Origin of the sequence: Parvivirga hydrogeniphila, from assembly GCF_023371205.1 — a bacterium.
GTDB lineage: Bacteria > Actinomycetota > Coriobacteriia > Anaerosomatales > Anaerosomataceae > Parvivirga > Parvivirga hydrogeniphila.
Window position 1 is genome coordinate 20,345 of sequence record NZ_JAMCCO010000001.1, and the last position, 21,000, is coordinate 41,344.

A 21,000-nucleotide genomic window follows, 5' to 3' on the forward strand; every position below is an offset into this window, starting at 1 on the left:
TGTGGCGCTAGTGCCTGAAGTGGCGCACGCCGGTGAAGACCATCGCCACGCCAAGCTCGTCCGCACGCGCGATGACTTCCTCGTCGCGGATGGAGCCGCCCGGCTGGATGAGGGCCGTCACCCCGGCCGCCGCGACGACCTCGAGCGTGTCGGCGAACGGGAGGAAGGCGTCGCTCGCCGCGACCGCTCCTGTCGCCTTCTCGCCGGCCGCCTCCACTGCGATGCGGGCCGAGTTCACGCGGTTCATCTGCCCCGCGCCCACACCGACGCTCACGAAGTCGCGCGCGAGCACGATGGCGTTGCTCTTCACGCTCTTGGCGACCTTCCACGCGAAGAGGAGCTGCTCCATCTCCTCCGAGGTCGGCTGCCGCTTCGTCACCACCCGGAACGCCGCGGGATCTTCGGCCACCGCATCTGACGTCTGCACGAGCATGCCGCCTTCCACCGCTCGCGACTCGTAGTGGCCGCCGGTGGGCCGCACGCCGCCCGTGCGGAGCACGCGCAGGTTCGGCTTCGCTGCGAGAAGCTCGAGCGCCCCGGGCTCGAAGTCCGGCGCGATCATCACCTCGACGAACTGCTTGTTCGCTGAGATCGCCTCGACGAGCGCGGCGGGCACGGTCCGGTTGAAGGCCATCACGCCGCCGTACGCGGAGACGGGGTCGGCCTCGTGGGCGCGCTTGTACGCCTCCACGACGTCTGCTGCCACGGCCACGCCGCACGGGTTCGTGTGCTTCACGATCACGCACGCGGGCTCGTCGAACTCGCGCACCGCTGCCCAGCACGCGTCCGTGTCGAGGATGTTGTTGTAGGACAGCTCTTTGCCTTGGATCTGCTCCGCGCGCGCGAGCGTGTGCTCGGCCGCATCGACGAAGCGGTAGAACGCGGCCTGCTGGTGCGGGTTCTCGCCGTACCGCAGGTCCTGCACCTTCTCGAGACGGAAGCGCACCTCGTGCGGGAAGCGCTGCGCGCGGTAGCCCGACAGGTACATCCAGATCGCGCTGTCGTACGCGCTCGTGAGGCGGAAGACCTCCGTGGCGTACGCGCGGCGCGTCGCGAGCGTGGTGCACCCTCCGTTGGCGCGCAGCTCCTCGACGAGCGAGGCGTAGCAGGCGGGGTCCGTGACGACGCACACGCTCGCGAAGTTCTTCGCGGCCGAGCGCAGCATGCTGGGCCCGCCGATGTCGATGTTCTCGATCGCCTCCTCCTCGGTGACCCCGTCGCGCGCGACCGTCTTCTCGAACGCGTAGAGGTTCACGACCACGAGGTCGATCATGCCGATCCCGTGCTCCTCGGCCTGGCGCATGTGCTCGTCGGAGTCACGCCGCGCGAGCAGCCCGCCGTGCACCTTCGGGTGCAGGGTCTTCACCCGACCGTCCATCATCTCCGGGAAGCCCGTGAGGTCCTCGATCGGCCGGACTGAGACGCCGGCCTCTTCGAGCACCTTCGCGGTGCCGCCGGTGGAGACCACCTCGACGCCGAACTCGTCCGCGAGCGTTCGCGCGAGCTCCACCACGCCGGTCTTGTCCGTCACCGAGATGAGCGCGCGCCTGACCTTCACGAGATCCATGCCCCTGCCGCCCTTCGTCCGTCTGCCGTGTGCGCCTATTGTGCCAAACGGCCCCGGCGCGTGCACCGGGGCCGTCGCTGTTCTCGACTTCGACGCGCTACTGGTCGAGCAGCTGCTTCCACGCGCCTCCCTCGACGCGATACGCCGAGATCACCTGGTTGCGCGTGTCGCCGTTCTCGTCGAACGAGGTCGTGCCCGTCACGCCGTCGTAGGTGATGCCACGGACGGCCTTCGCGACCGCACCGCGATCGGCGCCGGCCTGGAGCACCGCTTCGATGATGATCCAGGCCGAGTCGTACGCGTACGAGTCGTACGCCTCCGGGTCCTCGCCGTACCGCTTGTTGTACGCGGCTTTGAACTCCACGCCCTTCGGCTGCTGCTCGAGCGGCAGCCCGAGGCTCGTGCAGATGTCGCCTTCGGCGTTCTCCGGCCTGGCGATCGAGATGTACTCGGCCGAATACAGCATGTCGCCGCCGATGACGGGCACCTTCAGGCCGCTCTCCTTCGCTTGCTTGGACAGCAGCGCGCCTTCGGTGTGCGCGCCGCCATAGTAGATCGCCTCGGGCCTCGTCGACTTGATGCGCGTGACGAGCGCGGAGAAGTCGACGTCTTTGGCCTGCACCTTCTCCTGCACTACCACCGTGCCGCCCTTGGCCGCGAACCGCTTCACGAACTCAGCAGCAAGCCCGCTCCCGTACGGCGTCGAGTCATCGAGCACGGCCACTTTGCGGATGCCGAGCTTGTCGTACACGAGGTCGGCAGCGAATGAGCCCTGCGTGTCGTCCTTCGCGACGATGCGGTTGACGACGTCGAATCCCTGCGCCGTGAGCTGAGGATTCGACGAGACCGATACCATCGCGAGCCCGGCCTGCTGGTAGACGGCCGATGCCGGGATCGAGCACCCGGAGTTGAAGTGGCCGACCACGCCCACCACCGCCGGATCGCCTGCGAGCAGCGTCGCGACGTTCACGGCCTGCTTCGGGTCTCCCTGGTCGTCTTGCGCGGACAGCTCGAAGCGGACGCCCGCCTGCTTGACCCGGTCGCTCGCGTTGGCCTCGTCGATGGCCATCTGCACCGCGCGCTGCATGCCGCGGCCGTACACCGCGTTGTCGCCCGTGAGCGGCGCTGCGAACCCGATCTTCACCGTCTTCGCCTGCTCGCTCGTCGGCTCCTCGCTGCTCCGCGAACCGCAGCCCACGGCAGCGACCGCGAGCAGCGCGGTGGCCGTCACGACCGCCAACCCCTTCCACGCTCGTGTCATAGCGCAGCCTCCCAGTCACATCGTTCCGCATACACAACGAGCGCTCTCGCGTCTGCGTGAGCGTTCCCCGCGGGATGATACCAGACGGACGCGATCCGCCGCCCTCGTCTTGCGGCCGCCCTGCGCCAGCGGAGCGCCCCCTGCGTCACCGCGTCGCGATCTGCAGCTGCATGCGCTTCGAGAGCGACCGCGCGAGCGCCCCCAGCGCCACGGTGATGCCGAGCGCGACGCCGATCTCGGACGCCACCTCGGACAGGTGGCCCCCCAGCACCGCGACGCGCCAGATGGGGTCGATGATCCAGTACAGCGGGAACAGCCTGGCGATCCACTGCGGCCAGTCCGGGAACAGGTAGAAGGCCACCGGCGCGAACAGGAAGATGCCGGAGCCCTTCACGATGCCGAAGAGCATCTGCGAATCGGAGGCGAGCGCGCCCACGACGATGCCGAGCGCAGAGGTGAGCATCGCTGCCACTGCGACAACGACGAGGACTTCCGGCCAGTTCGAGCCGAGCGCGCGGTTCAGCACGAGGGTCACGACCGACATTGCGCTCGCAAGGACCACGCCGAGCGTCCACTTCGCCACGAGGACGTCGGTCGTCCTCGCCGGCGTCACCAGAAGCGCTTTGAGCGTTCCTTGCTCCTTCTCCTCCACGAGGCTGGAACTCGGGACGAACAGCCCCGCCATCACGAGCGCGTAGAACACGATGAGCGGCACCAGCCTCACCGAAATGGGCAGACCCGCCTCGCCGACGCTTTCCACACGCACCTCGACCGGCGGACGCGCGCCTTGGAGCGTGCGCAGCAGATCGATCGTCGTCACCGCGAGCACGATGCGGTTGGCCGCGTAGCTCTCGCCGCTCATCCAGAAGGTGAGCGTCGGCCGCGCGCCCGCCTTCACGGCCTCGTCGAAGCCGCGCGGAAGCACAAGGCCGGCATCCACGTCGTTCGCCTCCACCGCCTCGCGCAGTGCCTCGGGGTCCTCGAAGACCCGCACCCGGATGCCATCTGCGGCTTGCACGGCACGCACGACCTGGGACGACCCGTGGTCGACGATGCCAAGCCGGGGCTTCGGCTGGAACAGCGAGCCGAACGCCACCTGCAGCACGAGCGTGATCGCGAGCGGCAGCACGAGCGCCCACAGGAACACGGGCGAGCGCGTCCCTGAGGCGAAGTCCTTCTTGAGGATCGTGGCCGTCAGCCGCGGACTCATAGCGATGCCACCTTCCGTCTCAGCGCTACGACCCCGGCGCCGAACAGGACGGCGAGCCACGCGAGGGCGTACACGAGCGACCCGGCCGCCTCGCGCCATCCGCCTCCGTAGACCGTGGCCTTCACGAGCACGTCGATGATGGGGAACGTCGGCAAGACGCGCACCCAGGGAGCGACGGACCCTGGGAACAGCACCGCGAACGCCGGTATGAGCAGGGGCACAGTGAACAGCATCGCGTAGAAGAGCTGCCCGATGAAGTCCTTGCCTGCAGCGCCGACGATGAGCGCGATCCCCGTGAACATCACGGCGCCGATAGCGAGCACCGCCAGCACGACCGACCAGCTCGACGCCGTCAGCCCGCCGATGAGCGCGAGCACGATCAGGGCCTGCGTGAACGACACGAGCGTGCCGAAGATGGTCTTTGCGGCGATGAAGTCGGAGACTTTCGCGGGCGTGACGAGCACCGCGGTCACGGTTCTCTCAAGCACCTCGGTGGAGACGAGCGAGGCCATCGAGAACGTCTCCATCATCAACACCACGAACAGGAGCATCGGGCGCATCTTCTCGCGAAGCGAGACCTGGTCGCCCAGCCGGTCGGTCCCGAGCACGACGTCTTTCTCGTCCGGGAACCGCACCGGCAGCTCATCGCCTGCGATCTCGAACGCGGCCTCCCGCACGAAGCTCGTCACAGCCTGCCTGAGCTCGGGCGGAGCGGAAGCGTGCGTGTAGACCGTCACCTCGATCCCGCGTGCGCCCGCAACAAGGTCGGCGAGAAAACGCTCCGGGAACGCGACGCCGACCTGCACGTCCACGCGCTCGGCGCCCCGCGGCCGCTTCTCGCCAGCCGTCGTGTCAACAAAGACGAGCGTGCCGTCGGAAGCGCGCCACACCTCGAGCGACCCCTCGATCGCCGCCCGCATCTTCGCCGCGTCATCGAACTCGACGAGCAGCAGCCCCTTTTGGTTCGTCAGGTCCGCCTGGCGAATCCGCGCGATGTCCGCCTCTGAGGCGCCGAGCGCTCGGAGCGCCTCGGTAGAGCCTTCAAGCAGCCGCTCGACCGGCGGGCAGATCGCCAGCACGAGCTCCTCGTCCACGCGGTCCGGCATCGCGCGGAACAGCAGCGGAGCAGCGATGAGCACCACGAGGGTGAGCGCGAGGTAGACGGTGTCCCGCGCGTACGCGACGAGCTCCTTCTTGAGCAGCGCAAACACGATCGCCACCCGTGAGACCGTGCGCCTCATCCCGCAAGCCCCCTGCCCGTCAGCCTGATGAAGATCTGCTCAAGCGTGGCCTCCTCTGTGTGGATGGTGAGCAAGTCGGGCGATGCGGCGAGCTCGGCCAGCCGCGCCGACGCTTCGCTGTCGCCGAGCGGCAGCACCTCCTCGCGCACGCCCTCGCCATCGCGCAGCCGTACGCGAACCGCTCGCGTGCCGTGCTTCAGCTTGAGGTTCTCAGGCGTGTCGAGCGCAACGATGCGGCCTTCGTTCATGAACGCGACACGGTCCGAGAGCTCGTCGGCCTCGAACATATCGTGCGTCGTGAGCAACACCGCCGCACCGCGCTCCGCTTCCTCCTTGATGGTGGCACGGATCGCAGCGGCGGTCACCGGATCGAGCCCGTCGGTCGGCTCGTCCAAGAAGAGCACATCCGGGCGGTTGATGAACGCGCGAGCGATCATCATCCGTTGCCGCATGCCTTTCGAGAACGTCTTGACGCGGTCGTTCGCGCGGTCTGCAAGCCCGACGCGCCGGAGCGCGCCGTCGATGTCGGCGTCTTTCACGCCAAAGAGCGCCGCAAAGAACGCAAGGTTCTCGCGCGCAGTCATGTTCAAGTAGAGGTTCTTCTCCTCGAAACAGACGCCGATGCGTGCCTGCAGGCCGGGGTCGTCAAGCCCCACGTCAGTGCCGAGCACGGTCGCTGTCCCGCCCTGCGGCGGCAGCAGCCCGATGAGCATCTTGATCGTCGTCGACTTGCCCGCACCGTTCGGACCGAGGAAGCCGAGGATCTCACCGGGCATCACCTCGAACGAGATGCCTTTGACCGCCTGGATCTCCCCGTACGAGAACCGCAGGTCCTCGACGGCGATGGCAGGTCCACGAACCTCAGACATGCTGTGACCCCCGTCCGACACGAGGCGGCCGTCCAGCGCGCCTCACGACAATACCTTTTATCTTACCCGCGCCGGGGAAGCCAGAACCGGTCGAGCTCCGCTTGGATGGCGCACGCGAGCGAACGCTCGCCGCGGCGATCGGCGCGGGCGCCGCCGAACGCGTTCAGGTACACCACCTCGTCGGCCTCCTCAAGCTGCGCGAGCGACAACGGCGCCTGACGGATGCTGACGCCGAGGCGGGCGGCGTGGTCCAGGGCCCACGCCAGCGCGACGCTCGCAGTCGCGGGCGGCGACAGCGGAGCGAGCGCCACGCTGCCGGTGCGGACGATGATCGCGGCGGTACCGCCGTCGATGACGCTGCCGTCCGGCGTCACGAGGATCGCCTGGTTGCCTCCGGCAGCCACCGCCGCGCGCTGTGCATCGTCCCACGGCGTGCGGTCCGCCGGCTTCGCCGCGCCGCGCGGCAGCGTGGGAGCCTCGGCAACCACAACCGGGACGCCCACGATGCCGGTCGGCGCATCGAGCGAGCTCAGCCGGCGCTGCACCACCACCGACACGCCGGCGTTCGGATCCACGAGAGCGGTCAGCCGCGTCCGGCTGGAGATGCCGTCCGGGAGCTTGGCAAGCGCGCTTTTTGCGGCGCTCTCGACCGCGGCAAGCACCGGGTCGCTGCATCCGCCTGCTGCGAGCCGCCGACGGTGGTACGGCCAGAGCGGCACCGACCGGTCAAGCGCGACGCGACAGGTCTCGCGCAGCGCGACGGTAGGCCAGTGGCCGGTCACGGCATCTCGGGGAACGTCGATGCGCACGTTCATCGGCACCACCGCCGTGCGCACGAAGGAGGGACGGCCGCAGCGCCCCCTCTCACCGCGACACGTCCCCGATGGACGAAGCGTGACACGGACATCTAAACGGAATCTAAACCTATGTGAGACCTGCCGCCGGAACCCTCGTCAGGCTCAGGCAGCACGCGCACCCTGCGGCCCTCGATGAGCAGCCGTCCCTGCTCGAACAACCGCACCGCCTCGACGATCAGCCGGTGCTCGACCTCGTGGATCTTCGCCTCGAGCGTCTCTAGCGTGTCGCCTTCCTCCACACGGACAGGCTCCTGGCAGATGATCGGCCCGTGGTCGAGGTGCTCGTCTGCGAAGTGCACGGTGACGCCGGTGACCTTCACACCGTACTCGAAGGCGTCTTTGATGCCCGAGGCGCCCGCGAAGGCAGGCAGAAGCGACGGGTGCAGGTTCATCACGCGGTTAGGGAACGCCGCGAGCACCTCTTTGCCGAGCAAGCGCATGTACCCCGCCATCACCACGAGATCGACGCCGTGCTCCTTCAGAACGTCCGCGATCGCAGCGTTGTACGCAAAGCTGCTGTCGTACCGCGCGCGGTCCACGACCACGGCGGGCACGCCGGCGCGGCGGGCACGCTCAAGGCCGAAGGCGTCGTGCTTGTTGGAGACCACCACGGCGATCTTCGCGTCCAGGTAGCCCGACGCGCTCGCATCGATCAGCGCCTGCAGGTTCGTGCCGCTTCCCGAGATCAGAACCCCGACGCGCAGGCGCCGCGGAGGCGGCTCCTCCTCGAGCAGCGAGAAGACCTCTTCGTCCAGCACCGGCTCCTCTGCGAGATCAGACATAGCTCACACCGCCCTCGCCTTCCACGATGGTGCCTATCTCGAACACGCGCTCGCCAGACGCGGTCAGACGCGCCGCCACCTCGGCAGCGCGGCGCTCGTCGCACACCAGCGCGAACCCCACGCCCATGTTGAAGGTCCGGAGCATCTCGTCGTCCGGCAGGGCCGCCGCCCGCTGCACGAGCGAGAAGATTCCCGGGACGCGCCACGATCCCAGCACGACCCGCGCTTCGAATCCTCCGGGAAGCACACGCGCGAGGTTCTCCGTGATGCCGCCGCCCGTGATGTGCGCCATGCCCTTGATGCCGCCGACCGCACGCAGCGCGTCCAACACCGGCCGGACGTAGATGCGGGTCGGCTGAAGGAGCGCGTCCGCGAGCGTGCCGCCGCCGAGCGCCGCGTTCGGAAGCTCGAGCGCGCCCTCTGCGCCTTCGACGAGCGCCTTGCGCACGAGCGAGTAGCCGTTGGAGTGCAGCCCGCTCGACGCGATGCCGAGCACGACGTCGCCCGGCGCGATGCTCTCCCCGGTGACCGCGGCGCCCCGATCGACGACACCCACGCAGAAGCCAGAAAGATCGTAGTCGTCAGGCGCCATCGTGCCAGGATGCTCGGCCATCTCCCCGCCGATCAGCGCGCAACCGGCCTGGCGGCATCCCTCTGCGATGCCGCTGACGATCGCTTCCACCTTCTGCGCGGAAAGCGAGCCGATCGCGATGTAGTCCAAGAAGAACAGCGGCTCCGCACCCACCGCGAGCACGTCGTTAACGCACATCGCCACCAGGTCGATGCCGACCGTGTCGTGACGGTCGAGCAGCTGCGCCACCTTGAGCTTGGTGCCGACACCGTCGGTGCTGCTCACGAGCACCGGGTCGTCCATGTCCTTGAAGGCGGCCGCCGAGAACATGCCACCGAAGCCGCCGATGTCGCCGATGACCTCGGGCCGATAGGTCGAGCGCACGTGCGCGCGGATGCGCTCGACGGCACGCGCGCCTTCGTCGATGTCGACACCGGCGTCGCGATAGGTGATGGGGCGCTGCTCGTCGGCCACGGTGCTCCTCCTCCGCCTGGAACCATCATTCTACCCGACGCGCAGGCGAGAGCGAGCACCGCCGTCCACTCGGCCGGGTTCCTCACCCTGCCGCACGCATCACCACCGCGAGCGCGAGCGCCGTCCCCAGCCCGACGCTTGCCGCCGCGAGCCTGCCGGTGCCGAAGAACACCCGCCGCCCGACGAAGACACCGACCGCGGCCGGCATGGCGTACCCGATCACGAGGCCCCCTGAAGCCCACACGCCGATTGCGAGCATGGGCTCCGCCACAGGATGTGCGCGTGCAGACGCCGCGGCGAGCGCTCCGGCGACCGCGGCACCGTCCCCCAGCGCCCAGCCCCCGAGCACGGTGACGGCCGCCAGCGCACCGTGCCAGCGCCGAGCGCCGCGAAAGCCCGCCAGAAGACCGGCGCCGACGGCCGCAAGCGCGGACGCGAGCGGGTTGTACGCGAGCGCGAGGCGCCCGCCTTCCGCCACCGCGCCCGCGAGCACGCCCGCGTCTGTCATCTCACCGGCGCCTCGATGCGGAACTTCCCGCGACGGACCGACTCGGGGATCTCGATCGGGTACTCGCCGGTGAAGCACGCGAGGCAGTACTCGCCTGCGGGGCGCCCTGTCGCCGCCACCATGTCCTCGACAGACAGGTACGCGAGCGAGTCCGCGCCGATGTGTGCTCGGATCTCCTCGACGGTGTGGTCGGACGCGATGAGCTGCTCTTGCGTGTCGGTGTCGATGCCGTAGAAGCACGGCCACTTCACCGGCGGAGAGGTGATGCGCATGTGCACCTCGCTCGCGCCAGCATCTTTGAGCAACGCGACGAGCTGCCTGGTGGTGTTGCCGCGCACGATGGAATCGTCGACGACGACGAGCCGCTTGCCTTCGATCACGTGCTTGAGCGGGTTCAGCTTGAGCCGGATGCCCTGCTGGCGGAGCGATTGCGTCGGCGAGATGAACGTGCGGCCAACGTACCGGTTCTTGACGAGCCCTTCTGCGTATGGGATGCCGCTCGCCTTCGCGAAGCCGACGGCGGCAGGACCCCCTGTGTCCGGCACGCCGATCACCAGGTCAGCGTCGGCCGGAGCCGTGCGCGCCATCGCCTCGCCCATCCGCATCCTCGCCTCGTAGAGCGAGCAGTCGAGAAGCACGCTGTCGGGACGCGCGAAGTACACGAACTCGAACATGCACAGCGCATGGCGCGACTCGGGAACCGCCTGCTCGCTCTGAAGCCCCCGCGCCCCGACCTTGATCATCTCCCCGGGGCGTACGTCGCGCACCCACGCCGCGCCCACGATGTCGAGCGCGCACGTCTCGGAGGCGACCACCCATCCGCCGCCTGCGAGGCTCCCCAAGGCGAGCGGACGCACGCCGTGCGGATCGCGGAACGCGTACAGCGCCTCTTCGGTCATCAGCACCACCGAGTAGGCGCCAGAGATGAGCTGCATCGTCTCGCGGATTCCGCCCCTGATGGAGTTGTGCCGCTGGGTGAAGTGGTCGACGAGCGACGCGATCACTTCCGAGTCGGTCGTCGAGCGGAAACGGAAGCCGGCGCCTTTGAGCTGCTGGCGGAGCTCGAGGGTGTTCACCAGATTGCCGTTGTGCGCCAGCGCGATCGTGTTCGGCCCGATCGACGAGAGCATCGGCTGCGCGTTCTCCCACTTGGAGCTCGCGCCGGTCGTCGAGTACCGCGTGTGGCCGATGGCGACGTGGCCTTGCAGCGTCGCCAGGTCGCTTTCCTTGAAGACCTGCGGGACGAGGCCGAGGTTCTTCACCACCGTGAGCGTGTGCCCGTCGCCTACCGCGATGCCAGCAGACTCCTGCCCGCGGTGCTGCAGCGCGTGCAGCCCGAAGTACGTCAGCCGCGCCACGTCCTCGCCAGGAGCGTAGACGCCGAAGACGCCGCACGCTTCCTCGGGACGGTCGGGCCGTTCCGCGACGGTGGTGGGTGGGAGCAGGTGGCCGGTCATGCTCGCGTGGACCTCGTTGCCGGAGCCGGACGCGCGTAGCATACCACGCTCACGGACGGCTCACTCCGTCAGCCCAGCGACCGCCTCGGCGGTGCCGACGAACCGCTCCAGCGTGCGCTCGTGCGCCTCGCGCAGACGCTCGAGCGGGAAGCGCGTCTCCTCGTCGAAGACGAGCGCGTCGCCACCGACCGTGCCGAGCACCGAGAACGGAACCTCGTGCCGGTCGCAGATCTCGATGAGCCCGTCTGTCTGCTCGGGAGCGCAGGTGACGACGATGCGGCTCTGCGTCTCCGAGAACAGCGCGACGGCGGGCGGCAGGTCGTCAGGGAGGTAGACGTTCGCACCGATGCTCCCGGCAAGGCAGCACTCGGCGAGCGCGATCCCCAGGCCGCCTTCCGAGCAGTCGTGCGCGGCGTTCACGATGCCTCCGCGAATCGCCTCGATGACCGTCGCCTGCACGTCGCGCTCCAATGCGAGGTCGAGCGCGGGCGGGCGGCCGGCCACCACGTCGTGCACGACTTTCAGATACTCGCTCCCGCCGAGATCGTCGTCGGTCTCGCCGATGAGCACCACGACGTCGCCTTCGCGCTTGAACGCCATCGTGCACCGCTTCTCCACGTCGTCGAGCAGCCCCACCATGCCCACCGTCGGCGTCGGGTAGATGGCGTTACCGAAGCTCTCGTTGTAGAAGCTCACATTCCCCGATACGACCGGCACGCCGAAGAACCGGCAGGCGTCCGCAAGACCGCGCACCGCTTCACGGAACGTCCAGAAGACCTCAGGCTTCTCGGGGTTGCCGAAGTTCAGGCAATCCGTGATCGCCACCGGGACGGCACCCGCGCACGCAACGTTGCGCGCCGCCTCAGCGAACGCGATCTGCGCTCCGAGGTACGGATCGAGGTAGCAGTAGCGCCCGTTGCAGTCCGAAGACAGCGCGATCGCCCGCCGCGTCATCTCGCCGCGGCCCGTGTCGCCGATGCGCACGACCGCCGCGTCCGATCCGGGCAGCACAGCTGTGTTCAGCATGACCTGGTGGTCGTACTGCTCCCAGATCCAGCGCTTCGAGCATACGTTCGGGCTTGCCAGCACGGCCAGGAACGCGTCTTCGAGCAGGTAGCCGCAGTCCGGGTGCGGCACTGTGTGCCAGTCGAATGACTGCACCCTGTCGAGGTACGCAGGCCGCTCGGCGGGCGGGTCGTACACGGGTGCGTCGCCAGCCAGCGAGTCCGCAGGCACGTCGGCCACCACGGCGCCGCCCTCGCGCACGACGAACCGCCCGGTGTCGGTGACCTGGCCGATCACGGTCGAGCGCAGCCCCCACCTGTCGCAGACGGCCTGCGCAGCCGCGAGGTTCTGAGGCGTGACGACGGCGAGCATCCGCTCCTGCGACTCGGACACCATGATCTCGAACGGCTTCATCGCCTCTTCTCGCTGCGGCACCTTCGTCACGTCGATCTCAAGCCCCACCCCACCGCGCGAGGCCATCTCGCTTGCGCTCGAGGTGAGCCCGGCCGCGCCCAGGTCGCCGAGCGCGACGAGGAGCTTGCGATCGAGAAGCTCCAGGCACGCTTCGATGAGCAGCTTCTCCTCGAACGGGTCGCCCACCTGGACGCTCGGTCGCTTCTCCTCGGCGCGCTCGTCGAACTCCTGGCTCGCAAGCACGCTCGCGCCGCCGATGCCGTCGCGACCCGTGGTCGAGCCGATGAGCAGGAGCAGGTTGCCTGGCCCTGCCGCCACCGCGCGGGTGAGGCGCTCCTCGCGCATGAGGCCGACGGCCATCGCGTTGATGAGGCAGTTGCCCTCGTAGGCCTCCTCGAAGTAGACCTCCCCGCCGACGGTGGGCACGCCGATGCAGTTGCCGTACCCGCCGATCCCGGCCACGGCGCCCTCGAACAGGTAGCGCTGCCTCGGCTTCTCGAGCGGCCCGAACCGCAGCGAGTCCAGCGAGGCGATCGGACGCGCCCCCATCGTGAAGATGTCGCGGATGATGCCGCCGACGCCCGTCGCGGCGCCCTGGTACGGTTCGATGGCGCTCGGATGGTTGTGCGACTCCATCTTGAACGCGACCGCCCAGCCGTCGCCTACCGAGATGACACCGGCGTTCTCGCCGGGACCCTGCAAGACGTGCTCGCCTTCTGTCGGGAACAGCTTGAGCACGCGCCGGGAGTGCTTGTACGAGCAGTGCTCGCTCCACATGAGCGAGTACATGTACAGCTCGGTCACCGTCGGCGTGCGCCCGAGGATCTCGACGATGCGGTCGTACTCTGCGGGCTTCAGACCGAGCTCCACAGCGAGCTTCGGGGCCAGCTCGGGCGTCAGGTCCTCGCGGATCACAGGTCCTCCTCGGGAAGGTCGCGCGCCTCAGCGCCGGACCCGGCCGGCGCCACGGGGGTCCCGACGGCACCAGGCTCAGAGGGCGACCCGTCGTCGCGCTTGGGAGGCGGGAACACCACGCGCAGCAGGTACGCGACCACGACGACGATCGCCGTCACGTACGACACGCCGAACACCGTCAGCACGACGTCTCGGTCCTTGAAGATGAACAGCGCCGCGAACGAAAGAACGTACTCGGCCGCGAGCACCACCCACGCCCAGCGGACCCATGGCCACCGCCACCGCTCGACGCGGCGCCCAAGCGCATGCACGATCACGAAGAGCGACCCCACCACCAGCGCGAACGCTAGCCCTTGCAGGAAGGCCGCGAGCGGTCCTGTCATGGTTACCGACATGTCAGCCTCCGATCGCTGCCATGCGCCGTACGATCGACTCGAAGACCACGCGACCGTCAGTGCCGCCCGTGACCGGATCCACTGCGCGCTCCGGATGCGGCATGAGGCCGAACACGTTCCCGCGCTCGTTGCAGATGCCGGCGATGTCGTCGAGCGCTCCGTTCGGGGCGCTCCCGCCCGGCGCGCGTGTGCCATCCGGCTCGCAGTACCGCATCACCACCTGGCCGTTGCCGTTGAGTCGCTCGAGCGTCTCGGGATCGCAGACGTAGTTGCCCTCGTTGTGGTTGATAGGGATGCGAAGCACGCGTCCCGGCTCAGCGTCCATCCATGCGCAGACGCTCGGCTCGACCCGCAGAGCGACCTCCTTGCAGATGAACTTCAGCCCCCGGTTGCGCAGAAGAGCGCCCGGCAACAGGTGCGCCTCGGTGAGGATCTGGAACCCGTTGCAGATCCCGAGGACCGGGCCGCCGCGCTCCGCGAACCGCACGACCTCGCTCATCACCGGCGAGAACCGCGCCACCGCGCCGCAGCGGATGTAGTCGCCGTACGAGAACCCGCCCGGCAGCACGACGGCGTCCAGGCCGGTGAGGTCCTGCTCGCCGTGCCACACGTAGCGGGACTCGAGCCCGAGGACGTCGAGCGCGTGCTTGACGTCTTGCTCGCAGTTGGAGCCGGGGAAGACGACGATGCCGAACCGCACCGCTTACGCCTCCTCGACGCGCACGATGCGGAAGTCCTCGATCACCGGGTTCGCCAGCAGCTTCTCGCACATCTCGCGCACCCGGTCCTCGCTGGTGCCGTCGGCCACCTCGAGCTGCACGTACTTGCCGATCCGCACCGAGCGGACCTCGTCGTAGCCCAGGTGCTGCAACGCACGCTCGGCAGTCGCCCCCGGCGGGTCGAAGATGCCCTTCTTGTACGTCACATACACGTCGAACCTGGCCACTGCCGCTTCCCTTCAGTCGAGGTCCACACGCGCCGCGTCAGCAAGCTCGCGCTTGCGTGCGCGCACGGCCGCGTCGATCCGCTTCCTGCCGTACCACGTGATGATGAGCCCGGCGATCCATGCGAAGATGGCCGAGTACGCGCCCCACGGGATGTCGCGGTGCACGCCGACCGCCCAGCGCGATGGCCCGGCAACGTCGTTGAACGACAGGAAGAACCCGAGGATGCCGAGCGCCGAGAGCCCCATCCCCGCCCAGGTGAGGTACACGTGCGCGCGGACGTGCCGCGGCAGGTCGTTCAGGCTCACTTCTTGTCCTTCTTCTGGCTCTTCTGCTGCTTGATGAGGTCGTTGCGCAAGCGGCGGATGACCACGAGCTCGATGTACATCGCGGGAAAGAACGCCGCAGTAAGCACGGCCATCCCCACGCGCTGCGCAGTGACGTCGTGACGGAGCGACGGGAGGTAGCTCACGGCGGCGGTCGCCACCATCACGGCGAACAGCGCCCACCACACCCGGCGCCACCGCTGGATCTCAGGCGATGTCGGGAGAGCCGGTATCGCGCTCTTCTTCTCGGCCGCCTGCTTCGGCGCGGCCGAGACAGTGCTCGTGGCAGAGCCCGCCTCTCGCTTAGGCTTGAGCGACGACGCGCTGCGCTTGGTCGAACCGACCTTCGCATGCTTCTGGTAGCGCGGGTTGAGCGGGCTTCGTCTGGCCATCTCTCACTCGTTCTCGGGGACGAACGGCTCGCCCGTGATCGCTTCGTACGCCTCGACGTACTTCTCGGCAGTCATCACGATGACGTCTTCTGGCAGCGACGGCGCGGGCGGCTTCTTGTCCCAGCCGCTCGCCTCCAGCCAGTCACGCACGAACTGCTTGTCGAAGCTCGGCTGGCCGTGGCCGGGCTCGTAGGAGTCCGCTGGCCAGAAGCGCGACGAGTCCGGCGTGAGGACCTCGTCGATCAGGGCGACCTCGCCATCGATGAGCCCGAACTCGAACTTCGTGTCCGCGATGATGATGCCGCACGAGCGCGCGTGCTCAGCTGCCCGCGAGTACAGTTCGAGCGAGACGTCGCGCAGGCGCGTGGCGTGCTCCTCGCCGATGATCTCGCACATCCGCTCGAACGAGATGTTCTCGTCGTGCTCGCCGATGGCGGCCTTCGTCGACGGCGTGAAGATCGGCTCCGGCAGCCGGTCGGACTCCACGAGGCCGGCCGGGAGCTTCTGCCCGCACACCGTGCCGTGCTCGCGATACTCGTTCCAGCCAGAACCGGCCAGGTAGCCCCGGACGATGCACTCCACGGGGAACACCTGCGCCTTGCGAACCAGCATCATGCGGCCTTTGAGCGCCTCAGCGTACTCCGCGTACTGCTCGGGCAGGTCGCGCACGTCCGCGGAGATGAGGTGGCTGGCAACGACGTCTTTCAGGTGGTCGAACCAGAAGAGCGAGATCTTCGTGAGCACCTCGCCCTTGTACGGGATCGGGTCAGGCAGCACGACGTCGAACGCACTGATGCGGTCGGTGGCGACGATGAGCAGCTCATCGCCCAGATCGAAGATGTCTCGTACCTTGCCCTGCGCATCGGGAGTCAGACCCGGCAGCTGCATGGTGCCCCTTTCGATGCCCTCCAGATCGCGCGTCGTGCGCACATCGCATTGTAGGGCAAGGAGGCGCCGCCGTCAGGAGCGGACAGCGAGACGAACGACTGCTTGGTTCGGTGCCTCAGCCGATCACGCCTAAGAAGGCGAGCCCCGCGAGAGCGTGGAACACCGCGGCGGCGGCGAGCACGAACGCGACGGCCTTGTGGACTTGGAGGTGCAACCGGCCTTTCAGCCGGATGACGCGCAGGCCCTGGAAGGAGGCCCGCCCAAACCTGGCGTCACAGAGCACAGGCACCGCTCCACGCGCAGAGGTTGTCGCGCAGCACGTCAGGCAGAGCGGCCACGAGGTCGCGGGCCCGCATCGCCGGCGTAGCGCCCATGACCCGACCCGCCTCGCGGTTCGCGCGCGCCGCGCACACGGCGGCGTCCAGCGTCGGGAACCCCGCCGCCAAGAATGCGGAGGCCAGCCCTGCAAGCGTGTCGCCCGTCCCGCCTATCGCCTCGAGGGCCGGGACCAGGGGCTCAGCGACGGTCGCCACGACTTCGCCTTGCTCGGCTATGTGGTCGATCTCACCCTTGACGATGAGCACGCGCGCTGCGCCGCCCCGCTCGTGCGCCAGGCCGCTGAGCTTCACGGGGTCGAACCCGTCCGTGCCGAAGAGATAGTGCGAGACGTATGCAGGGTGTGTGGCCGCAGGGTCTGCCAGGAAGCCGAGCTCGCCGACGTCCGGCGTCATCAGCTCGAAGCGAGACGCGAGCCCCGCCGCCTTCGCGGCGTACATCCCCCCAGCGTCCGCGACCAAGAGCGCTCCAGGCGCCTCGCGCTCGACCGCGCCGACCGCCTCGCGCATGAGGGCCATGATCGGCTGCAGGTAGTGGAACGCGACGACAGACGGCCGCGCCTGCGCGAGCGCTGCTGGCAGAGCATTGAAGACTGCGCGCGTGCCGTCGCCGCGTCCGATGTCGCCCGCGATGAGCGCCCAGGGCGCGGAAGTCCCGAGGTAGCGCGACGCTGCGCACGCCGCCCCGAGCATCGCGGCCGTGCCCTGGGCATGCGGGACGGCTGCATCGCCCACGCGAAGCGAACCGTCGGTTTCGAGGAACGCTGGCCCGAGCACCAGCGGACCGCCTTCGACCGGATACGTCGCGACCACGAGAAGCGTCATGCCGGCTCCACCCCTAGAAGAGCGCACGCCTCTTCGTACGCGCGGTCGAGCATCAGCCCGCACAGCGTATACCCCAGCGACTTCGGTCGCGGAGCCTCGTCCAAGCGCCTGCCGACCAGCTCCACGTTGAGGTACGGGATGTCAGGGCAGCCGCCGCCGGAGGTGTTGACGATCACCAGCGTGTTCTTGTCGACGACGATCTTCATGTTGCCCGCACGCACCATGAGGTGGTCTCCGAAGTCCACAGTCGTCACGAGGTCGACAGGTGCGGCCGACGAGCCTGGATCGTCGACCCAGCCCCGCACGGGCACGCCTGACTCGCGCAGCAGACGCTCGGCGCCCACGTGCTCGACGCGCGGCACCGCGACGGCGAGATCGCAGCCGGCCCGCAGGTGGTGCGGGGGCGCAACGAGCGCGTAGTCGTACCCCGCTCTTTTCAAGACGCGCTCCGCCCACAACGCGTCCGGGACTTGGTCGAACAGGAAGAGCCCGGACGCCTCGTGGGCGTCCGGGGCCTCCCTGCGGTCTTTCTTCCGGAAGAGCATCACGACGACTTCTTGCCGATGATCGTCCAGCCCTCGGCAGTCTCCTCGATCGCTACGTCGTACGAGCTGTCCTTGAGCAGGTTCACGACATTCGCCTTCGCCGTCCCGCTGTCCACGAGCACGGTGATCGCCTCCGGCTCTGCCTCGAGCGCCTTCTTCGTGCGCATCAGCGGGACCGGGCACGAGAATCCTCTGACATCGACCTCGACCATGTGCGCCTCCTCCCTCACGCCGTCCGCTCGCGCTTGATGAGCGCGATGGCGACGAGAACGACTGCCATGACAGCGAGCGCCGGCCATCCGTACTGCGACAGCCCCTTCGGTGAGGACGCGATGCCGTACCAGTGCGCGAACAGCGCGCCTCCCATCATGCCCAGGACGGCCGCGAACGCGTCGGCATCGCCCTCGCCGGACATGATGACCTGCCGGAACGGGCATCCACCGAGCATGACAGCAGCGAGGCCGGCCACAGTCATCGCCGCGAAGTTGCCGAGCGCGTCGGTGTGCGCGATAGGCTGGTTCTCGAAGCCGAGATTGAACTGGCCGAGCACGAGGTTGGCAACGAACGCGCCGACGAGCAGGCCGATCACGCCGAAGAGCAGGTCGAAGCGCCGCACCAGCACGACATCACGGATGCCGCCGATGGAGCAGAAGCGGCTTCGCTGCGCCACGACGCCGAGGACGAGACCGGCAACGAGCGCGATGTACAGCGGTGCACGCTTGCCGCCTGGCTGCGGCTTGGCCTTCGCCACTGCCTCCGCAGACGCGACGACTGCGCCATCGGCACCTACGACCGAGCCGTCTTCGGCAAGCGTGGCACCTTCCGGCTTGAGAATCGTCGCCGGTTTGCCATCAGGGCCTTTCAAGAAGACGGCGGGGGGCGTCGTGCCCGTCGCGAACGCCTTTGCCTTGGTGACGGTGAAGCCCATCGGAGCGGAGCCCGAGGACGATGCGAGCGCGAGAGCCAGCAGCACGATTGCGAGCACGGGTCCAAGCCATCCCACGGGCGCAGGCAGCTTCACGGACCTACCGAGGTTGTAGCCGCTCTTCAAGAACAGAGCGCCCACGGTGACCCCGACGATGATCCCGAGGATGCCGTAGACGGCGTTGAGGTCGCCGCCGGCCAGCCGCAGCCACGCCCTGACGGTGCAGCCCAAGAAGATGAGCGCCGAGGTCATGAAGATGAATCCGAGCACGAATCGAAGCGGCGTGCTGGATCCGCCACGAGGCCGGAACTCCTTCGTGGCGAGGGAGGCGGCCATCGCACCCAGCATCAGACCGACGATCTCCGGCCGGATGTAGGCGACCGCCCCCATGTTGGCCTTGGTCCCGCCGAAGAAGCCGACCGTATCGCGCAGGAAGCACGCGATGCACAGACCCATGTTCCCCGGGTTGCCCTGGCTCACGAGCCAGGCCGCGACGACGCCGATGAACGCCCCGGCCGCGCCGAAGACCCACGCAGACGGCCCTACCATGCGCCTTCCAGACATGGCACCACCCCATTCAGTCGATGACTGCGCTTGGAGTGATGCTATCTATAAATGTGATGAATAGTCAACAATCAGCGCGGGTTCTTCGGCGGGAAGTCGAGCGCCCGGACGAAAGCGCCTTGGAACTGCGGTGCCGATGCGAGGTCCAGCGTGCGTATGCTCGCGGCCACGCGGTCCGCCTCGCGTCGCGCGGCGCGCGAGACGCACGCGGCACGAGCGCCCTCGAGCGCCGCATTCCCGACGAACGAGAACCGCGTCTCGAGGCCGTGGGGCACCATCCCGATGCGCACCAGCGAGGACGCGTCTGCGTGCAGACCGAAGCCGCCGGCCACCACCACGCGCTCCACCTGCTCCGCTCTGATGCCGGCCTCGTCGAGCAGAAGCTCGATCGCCGCCCGTATGGCGCCCTTCGCGAGCTGGACGGCCCGCACGTCTTTCTGGGTGAGGACGACCGGACGGCCGGCGTCCACCACGAAGGCCCGGACGCCGTCGCGCTCGATCACTCGCTCATCGAGCGGACCGCCCGGCGCTTGAAGCCTTCCGCTCGGGTCGAGCACGCCCGCGTCCAGCAGAGCCGCAAGCAGATCGAGCGTCCCTGAGCCGCACAACCCGAGCGGCGGCACGCCGCCGATGACGTCGAGCTCGAGCCCATCTTCCGTCCGACGCACGCGTTCGATGGCTCCTGGCGCGGCGCGCATGCCGCTCGTGGTGCCCGCCCCCTCCAGCGCCGGACCTGCCGCAGCAGACGCCGCGAGAAGGCCGGAACCGGTCGCCAGCACGACCTCCGCATTCGTCCCGAGGTCGATGAAGAGCGCGGGCCCTTCGCTGAGCGCGAAGCGCGTCGCGACGATGCCGGCGACGACGTCCGCGCCGATGAACGCCGAGGCGCAGGGAAGCGCGTGCACCGAGACGTGCTCGAGCCCCGCCAGCCCGAGCTCAGCCCCCGATGCGTCGCGCGCCGCCAACGGCACCCCTTCGTACGGCGCGGCGCCGAGCGGGCCCACGTCGTCGCCGAGGAAGATGCCGCGCATCGCGGTGTTCCCGCACATCACGAGCTCCGAGACCGCAGAGGCCGGAGCCCCGGCGTCGGCCATCACGGCGTTCGCGAGGCGCACGACTTGCGCGACGAGCGGCGCTCGGAGCGCCTCGAGCCCTTCGTGCTGGACGGCAGCGACGCGCGACATGACGTCGGCGCCCCACGGGAACTGCGCATTCAGCATGCTCCGCGTGGCCTCGACGTCGCCGGTGGATAAATCGACCAGCGCGAGCACGACCGTTGTGGTGCCGATGTCGAACGCGAGCCCGAGCGACCCGGCCCCCAGGTGCTTTCGGCTGTCCGGCTCCCAGAAAGATGCCTCCGTCGCGTGCGCGACCGCCCGCACGGGCGCGACGTCCGCATCGTGCACGCGCACGTCTCCGAGCACCCGCGCCCGGCACGCCAGACGATGCCCGCTCGCGACCGCATCGACGCCGAGCACGGCGAGCTCCTCCTCGGCGGGCGCCGACAGCGCTCCTTCTGCGCGGACCACGCACCTGCCGCACGTCCCTACGCCGCTGCACTGCGCATCGATAGGCACGCCTGCCGCCCGGGCCGCCGCGAGGAGCGTGGCGTGCGGCTCGACGCACACGTGCACACCGTGACGGGGGAACTCGACTCGTGGCGACAATCCTGCACGCCTCTCGAAACGCCGTGGCCGTGGTGCGATTCTACCCGCTCGCTCCAGAAACGC

At 68.7% G+C, this 21,000-nt stretch carries 23 protein-coding genes; all 23 read right to left on the bottom strand.

Going from position 1 to position 21,000, the window contains the following annotated elements; all coding sequences use genetic code 11:
- Positions 1 to 7: 7 nt before the first annotated feature.
- Entirely contained in the window at positions 8 to 1,567 is a 1,560-nt protein-coding gene (gene purH, locus MX659_RS00140; protein WP_267191465.1) for a bifunctional phosphoribosylaminoimidazolecarboxamide formyltransferase/IMP cyclohydrolase, read from the bottom strand.
- Between the two features lie 97 nt (positions 1,568 to 1,664).
- Positions 1,665 to 2,828 (bottom strand): branched-chain amino acid ABC transporter substrate-binding protein, encoded by a 1,164-nt coding sequence (locus tag MX659_RS00145; protein ID WP_267191466.1) that lies wholly within the window; start codon positions 2,826 to 2,828, stop codon positions 1,665 to 1,667.
- 145 nt (positions 2,829 to 2,973) lie between these two features.
- The gene (locus tag MX659_RS00150) at positions 2,974 to 4,038 is read right to left on the bottom strand and encodes an ABC transporter permease (RefSeq protein ID WP_267191467.1); all 1,065 of its coding nucleotides are present in this window, start codon (positions 4,036 to 4,038) and stop codon (positions 2,974 to 2,976) included.
- Positions 4,035 to 5,279, bottom strand: a complete 1,245-nt coding sequence (locus MX659_RS00155; protein ID WP_267191468.1) for an ABC transporter permease — start codon at positions 5,277 to 5,279, stop codon at positions 4,035 to 4,037. The genes MX659_RS00150 and MX659_RS00155 overlap by 4 nt, the downstream gene beginning before the upstream one ends.
- Complete coding sequence (locus MX659_RS00160; protein WP_267191469.1) at positions 5,276 to 6,148, bottom strand: ABC transporter ATP-binding protein; 873 nt, start codon at positions 6,146 to 6,148, stop codon at positions 5,276 to 5,278. Before MX659_RS00160 ends, MX659_RS00155 begins: the two co-directional genes overlap by 4 nt.
- A 62-nt stretch (positions 6,149 to 6,210) precedes the next feature.
- Complete coding sequence (locus tag MX659_RS00165) at positions 6,211 to 6,963, bottom strand: aminotransferase class IV (protein ID WP_267191470.1); 753 nt, start codon at positions 6,961 to 6,963, stop codon at positions 6,211 to 6,213.
- A 92-nt stretch (positions 6,964 to 7,055) separates the two neighbouring features.
- Positions 7,056 to 7,787, bottom strand: coding sequence for a phosphoribosylglycinamide formyltransferase (gene purN, locus MX659_RS00170; protein ID WP_267191471.1), 732 nt, complete (start codon positions 7,785 to 7,787; stop codon positions 7,056 to 7,058).
- On the bottom strand, positions 7,780 to 8,832 hold the full coding sequence (gene purM / locus MX659_RS00175; RefSeq protein WP_267191472.1) for a phosphoribosylformylglycinamidine cyclo-ligase: 1,053 nt from the start codon (positions 8,830 to 8,832) through the stop codon (positions 7,780 to 7,782). The genes purN and purM overlap by 8 nt, the downstream gene beginning before the upstream one ends.
- 82 nt (positions 8,833 to 8,914) lie before the next feature.
- Entirely contained in the window at positions 8,915 to 9,340 is a 426-nt protein-coding gene (locus tag MX659_RS00180; RefSeq protein WP_267191473.1) for a hypothetical protein, read from the bottom strand.
- Positions 9,337 to 10,797 carry an amidophosphoribosyltransferase gene (purF, locus tag MX659_RS00185; RefSeq protein ID WP_267192475.1) on the bottom strand — a complete coding sequence of 487 codons (1,461 nt, stop codon included), beginning with the start codon at positions 10,795 to 10,797 and terminating at the stop codon, positions 9,337 to 9,339. The genes MX659_RS00180 and purF overlap by 4 nt, the downstream gene beginning before the upstream one ends.
- Before the next feature lie 60 nt (positions 10,798 to 10,857).
- On the bottom strand, positions 10,858 to 13,131 hold the full coding sequence (gene purL, locus MX659_RS00190) for a phosphoribosylformylglycinamidine synthase subunit PurL (RefSeq protein ID WP_267191474.1): 2,274 nt from the start codon (positions 13,129 to 13,131) through the stop codon (positions 10,858 to 10,860).
- Positions 13,128 to 13,526, bottom strand: a complete 399-nt coding sequence (locus MX659_RS00195) for a hypothetical protein (protein WP_267191475.1) — start codon at positions 13,524 to 13,526, stop codon at positions 13,128 to 13,130. Before MX659_RS00195 ends, purL begins: the two co-directional genes overlap by 4 nt.
- Position 13,527: 1 nt before the next feature.
- Complete coding sequence (gene purQ / locus MX659_RS00200) at positions 13,528 to 14,226, bottom strand: phosphoribosylformylglycinamidine synthase subunit PurQ (protein ID WP_267191476.1); 699 nt, start codon at positions 14,224 to 14,226, stop codon at positions 13,528 to 13,530.
- Positions 14,227 to 14,229: 3 nt separating this feature from the next.
- The gene (gene purS, locus MX659_RS00205; RefSeq protein ID WP_267191477.1) at positions 14,230 to 14,472 is read right to left on the bottom strand and encodes a phosphoribosylformylglycinamidine synthase subunit PurS; all 243 of its coding nucleotides are present in this window, start codon (positions 14,470 to 14,472) and stop codon (positions 14,230 to 14,232) included.
- A gap of 12 nt (positions 14,473 to 14,484) precedes the next feature.
- Positions 14,485 to 14,778, bottom strand: coding sequence for a hypothetical protein (locus MX659_RS00210; RefSeq protein WP_267191478.1), 294 nt, complete (start codon positions 14,776 to 14,778; stop codon positions 14,485 to 14,487).
- Positions 14,775 to 15,188: a hypothetical protein gene (locus tag MX659_RS00215; RefSeq protein WP_267191479.1), complete on the bottom strand. Its 414-nt coding sequence runs from the start codon at positions 15,186 to 15,188 to the stop codon at positions 14,775 to 14,777. Before MX659_RS00215 ends, MX659_RS00210 begins: the two co-directional genes overlap by 4 nt.
- A 3-nt stretch (positions 15,189 to 15,191) precedes the next feature.
- Positions 15,192 to 16,076, bottom strand: coding sequence for a phosphoribosylaminoimidazolesuccinocarboxamide synthase (locus MX659_RS00220; RefSeq protein ID WP_267191480.1), 885 nt, complete (start codon positions 16,074 to 16,076; stop codon positions 15,192 to 15,194).
- Between the two features lie 115 nt (positions 16,077 to 16,191).
- On the bottom strand, positions 16,192 to 16,359 hold the full coding sequence (locus MX659_RS00225) for a hypothetical protein (RefSeq protein ID WP_267191481.1): 168 nt from the start codon (positions 16,357 to 16,359) through the stop codon (positions 16,192 to 16,194).
- Entirely contained in the window at positions 16,349 to 17,236 is an 888-nt protein-coding gene (locus tag MX659_RS00230) for an NAD(P)H-hydrate dehydratase (protein WP_267191482.1), read from the bottom strand. Before MX659_RS00230 ends, MX659_RS00225 begins: the two co-directional genes overlap by 11 nt.
- Complete coding sequence (locus MX659_RS00235) at positions 17,233 to 17,781, bottom strand: DUF3343 domain-containing protein (protein WP_267192476.1); 549 nt, start codon at positions 17,779 to 17,781, stop codon at positions 17,233 to 17,235. The genes MX659_RS00230 and MX659_RS00235 overlap by 4 nt, the downstream gene beginning before the upstream one ends.
- Entirely contained in the window at positions 17,781 to 17,993 is a 213-nt protein-coding gene (locus MX659_RS00240; protein WP_267191483.1) for a sulfurtransferase TusA family protein, read from the bottom strand. The genes MX659_RS00235 and MX659_RS00240 overlap by 1 nt, the downstream gene beginning before the upstream one ends.
- A gap of 14 nt (positions 17,994 to 18,007) precedes the next feature.
- On the bottom strand, positions 18,008 to 19,270 hold the full coding sequence (gene yedE / locus MX659_RS00245) for a YedE family putative selenium transporter (RefSeq protein ID WP_267191484.1): 1,263 nt from the start codon (positions 19,268 to 19,270) through the stop codon (positions 18,008 to 18,010).
- Positions 19,271 to 19,341: 71 nt separating this feature from the next.
- Complete coding sequence (locus MX659_RS00250; RefSeq protein ID WP_267191485.1) at positions 19,342 to 20,937, bottom strand: ASKHA domain-containing protein; 1,596 nt, start codon at positions 20,935 to 20,937, stop codon at positions 19,342 to 19,344.
- Between the last annotated feature and the right edge of the window lie 63 nt (positions 20,938 to 21,000).

Excerpts from the sequence above, each read along its gene's own strand:
- purH (WP_267191465.1), bottom strand. The coding sequence starts at position 1,567 with ATGGATCTCGTGAAGGTCAGGCGCGCGCTCATCTCGGTGACGGACAAG.
- MX659_RS00145 (WP_267191466.1), bottom strand. The coding sequence starts at position 2,828 with ATGACACGAGCGTGGAAGGGGTTGGCGGTCGTGACGGCCACCGCGCTG.
- MX659_RS00150 (WP_267191467.1), bottom strand. The coding sequence starts at position 4,038 with ATGAGTCCGCGGCTGACGGCCACGATCCTCAAGAAGGACTTCGCCTCA.
- MX659_RS00155 (WP_267191468.1), bottom strand. The coding sequence starts at position 5,279 with ATGAGGCGCACGGTCTCACGGGTGGCGATCGTGTTTGCGCTGCTCAAG.
- MX659_RS00160 (WP_267191469.1), bottom strand. The coding sequence starts at position 6,148 with ATGTCTGAGGTTCGTGGACCTGCCATCGCCGTCGAGGACCTGCGGTTC.
- MX659_RS00165 (WP_267191470.1), bottom strand. The coding sequence starts at position 6,963 with ATGAACGTGCGCATCGACGTTCCCCGAGATGCCGTGACCGGCCACTGG.
- purN (WP_267191471.1), bottom strand. The coding sequence starts at position 7,787 with ATGTCTGATCTCGCAGAGGAGCCGGTGCTGGACGAAGAGGTCTTCTCG.
- MX659_RS00180 (WP_267191473.1), bottom strand. The coding sequence starts at position 9,340 with ATGACAGACGCGGGCGTGCTCGCGGGCGCGGTGGCGGAAGGCGGGCGC.
- purF (WP_267192475.1), bottom strand. The coding sequence starts at position 10,797 with ATGACCGGCCACCTGCTCCCACCCACCACCGTCGCGGAACGGCCCGAC.
- MX659_RS00195 (WP_267191475.1), bottom strand. The coding sequence starts at position 13,526 with ATGTCGGTAACCATGACAGGACCGCTCGCGGCCTTCCTGCAAGGGCTA.
- MX659_RS00215 (WP_267191479.1), bottom strand. The coding sequence starts at position 15,188 with ATGGCCAGACGAAGCCCGCTCAACCCGCGCTACCAGAAGCATGCGAAG.
- MX659_RS00220 (WP_267191480.1), bottom strand. The coding sequence starts at position 16,076 with ATGCAGCTGCCGGGTCTGACTCCCGATGCGCAGGGCAAGGTACGAGAC.
- MX659_RS00230 (WP_267191482.1), bottom strand. The coding sequence starts at position 17,236 with ATGACGCTTCTCGTGGTCGCGACGTATCCGGTCGAAGGCGGTCCGCTG.
- MX659_RS00235 (WP_267192476.1), bottom strand. The coding sequence starts at position 17,781 with ATGCTCTTCCGGAAGAAAGACCGCAGGGAGGCCCCGGACGCCCACGAG.
- MX659_RS00240 (WP_267191483.1), bottom strand. The coding sequence starts at position 17,993 with ATGGTCGAGGTCGATGTCAGAGGATTCTCGTGCCCGGTCCCGCTGATG.
- yedE (WP_267191484.1), bottom strand. The coding sequence starts at position 19,270 with ATGTCTGGAAGGCGCATGGTAGGGCCGTCTGCGTGGGTCTTCGGCGCG.